At 39.2% G+C, this 2910-nt stretch carries 2 protein-coding genes and 1 pseudogene; all 3 read right to left on the minus strand.

All coding sequences use genetic code 11. The features are described from left to right. A pseudogene (locus tag PAND9192_RS20025) lies at positions 1–271 on the minus strand (arginine decarboxylase); the annotation flags it as partial. Positions 272–456: 185 nt separating this feature from the next. Beyond that, complete coding sequence (gene potE / locus PAND9192_RS20030) at positions 457–1782, minus strand: putrescine-ornithine antiporter (RefSeq protein ID WP_060999768.1); 1326 nt, start codon at positions 1780–1782, stop codon at positions 457–459. A gap of 543 nt (positions 1783–2325) precedes the next feature. Next, a partial coding sequence (locus PAND9192_RS20035; RefSeq protein WP_503121370.1) for an Orn/Lys/Arg family decarboxylase occupies positions 2326–2910 on the minus strand: 585 nt, incomplete at its 5' end.

Genomic DNA, 2910 nt, shown 5'->3' on the forward strand with positions numbered 1-2910 from the left:
CTTGTAGTGCTGCTAACAAATCAACTTCTTCGTTAGAATTAACGATTTGCTCTTCAGTTTTTTCTAGTGCTAATACTAGGCTATCGATTTGAGTCGACATGATAACCGCACGCGCATCTTCATAAGACGTGGCTGTGATGATGCCGATACTGCGATTTTGTAACTCAGCAATCAGCGATTTAGTTGCACGATCTGCAAAGCTGTTTGGAGTAATGTTCTGGTGCTCAATAACGAGAGTACGCATTTTGCTGGTTATATAATTGTTGTTCATAATAACGCCTGAATAAAATGATGAATGACTGACGTGTTTTATATTGGCACAATAAATATGACGTAATAAAACGCGCTATGAATTTAATAGACAGGGAATAAATAATGCTGGTTATTAATAAGGTTATTAATGGTTAGCGTATTTATTATTTATTCCCATTTTCACTTTTGTTGGTTATTAATAAATTAACTTGGCTTAGTTTCTGGTTTTGTATCACGAGCAGCGATGAAGCCGTAGAATATATAACCTAGCAACATCAGAATAGTACCGCCGAATACTGCAGTTTCACCACAAGCGTACACACCATAGATACTGTAAAGAACCGCTAATGTACCCACGGTTGCACCAATACGGTATTGCTTTTGGGATACCATGTTCTTGCGAAGTAGCACTTCCAAACCAGTCATTGATAGGATGTAAGGCACCATGTTAATGAATACTGCAAGGTTCAATAGCGCGTTGAACTGGCTAATCAAGTTAGGAGAAATTGTCATCACTGCTAGTAATATTTCAGCTGCTAGCATGATTAACATACCTGCAATTGGCACGCCTGCTTTGTTGGTTTTAGCAAAGATTTTAGGGAATAGACCTTCATCTGCTGCCGCTTTAGAAACCTGTGCGTTAGTGAACTGCCAACCAAGTAGTGAGCCAATACATGCGATAACTGCTGCTAGGGTAACAATGTTACCTACCATAGGGTTAAACATGTGGCTGAACACAAGACCAAACGGTGCCGTTGATGCTGCGAGCTCTGAGTTAGGAATAATACCTTGAATAACACCTGTTGATGCAATGTAAACGATCGCTGCGAAACCAGTACCAAATAGTACTGCAAGCGGTACGTTACGCTCTGGGTTTTCAACGGCATCAGAGTTAGCACCAGCAGACTCAATACCTAGGAAAGCCCATAAAGTCAGTGCGATACCTGAAGATACCGAGTGCATTGTGGTGTCGTTATGTGGGTTCCATGCGTTCATGAATGTTTGTGGATCGAACCACCACCAACCGATGATAGACAGACCAGCAACTGGAATAATGATCCCCCAAACCGTAAATGCTGAGATTTGACCAGTGATTTTTGCACCGCCAAAGTTAGCTACCATGGTGAAGATAAGGATAGCAACCACACCAAAGAAAGTGTGTATCGGCGTATCAAGCCAAGGTATAAATGGTTTGATATAACCCAACGCTGAAACGGCAATTGCCACACAGCTAATCACTAAACACACGTAGTAAGTATAAGAGGATATGAAAAAAGATGATTTACCGTGTGCTTCTTGTGCGTAAGCTGACATACCGCCAGAGCGTTTACAAAGTGCACCACATTTAGCAAACGTGTAAGCAATACACATTGCGCCTAACGCAGTCACAATCCAAGATAACATTGAAATTGCACCAACTTGCGCCAAGCTTGCTGGTAGCATAATAATACCAGAACCCATCATGTTAACTGCAACAAGTACAGTTAACCCGACAAGCCCCATTTTTTTAGTGCCAGTTTCCGATGACATTATATTCACCTATGATTAGAAGGGAGATAAACCTATTTTAAAAAAGGATTTGTCTTTATTTAAATAAATCGATTCCATGGTGAGTTATTTATTATTGTGGTAATAAATGCTTAATTATTTCAAATTAAATATTTATTACCGAGATAATCACAATATAACCATTTACGATTGAATATTTTTAACGTAAATACTTAACCTTTTGTTCGACCTAATATAGATGGGTATTTTGATAAAAACAAAAAATTATCAATGAAGGAAAAAATTTAGTTACGATTCCATTAACTCGCAGGGGTATCGATATTCGTTCATTTTGTTTAATTATTAATTTTTATTTGGAGGTGTTTTGTATATTTTTTGTTGAAAATTATCTTTTTTTCAATGGATTGATAGGTGTTATTGGTGATAAGTTGATCGGCAGTGATGTGTGCATATCTATGCAAAAATGACGCATTAAAAAAGTAAGAAAAATTTTTAATAAGCAAAAAAATCCCCCGCTATGATTAGCGAGGGATTGGTAGGTAGTCACATTATCGCATTAGGCGATTATAGTGCGTCTTTTTTGATACAAAGAACGTGGTATTTACCGTCTTCGATCTCAGCGCCTTCAGTTTCGTGTTCAAAACCAGGGAATTCAGCATCCCATGCTTCTAGTGCTTTCAAGTACTGAATTTGAGGACTTGTTTCGTCACCGAAGTTTTCACCACCCATTAGCATTGGAATGCCTGGTGGGTAAGGGATAACAGAGTTCGCTGCAACACGACCAACAAGCTTGTCAGAAGGTACTAGCTCTACTTCATCAGATACTACGAACTGGTAAGCAGTACGTGGCTTCACTTCCATTTCAGGAAGGCTTGAGTAAGCGTGGTTCAGTACTTGGCTTGGGTTATGACGTACTAGGTATTCAAACATCTTGTTACCAAGATCTTTAAGACCAAGACCACGGTAAACTTCTGGTGCAGATGCTACTAGCTCAGGCAGTAATGTTTCGATATCTGCGTTTGCATCGTAGTGACGCTTGAATGACAACAAGGTGTTGATCAATGTGTCACGCTTACCTTTAGTAATACCCATTGAGAATAGGAACATTACTTGGAAGTCAGTAGTACGTGTTGGTACGATACCGAAGCG

Source organism: Photobacterium andalusiense, assembly GCF_900185625.1.
Taxonomy (GTDB): Bacteria; Pseudomonadota; Gammaproteobacteria; order Enterobacterales; family Vibrionaceae; genus Photobacterium; species Photobacterium aquimaris.

Coding starts and splice junctions, on each gene's coding strand:
- potE (WP_060999768.1), bottom strand. CDS start 1,782: ATGTCATCGGAAACTGGCACTAAAAAAATGGGGCTTGTCGGGTTAACT.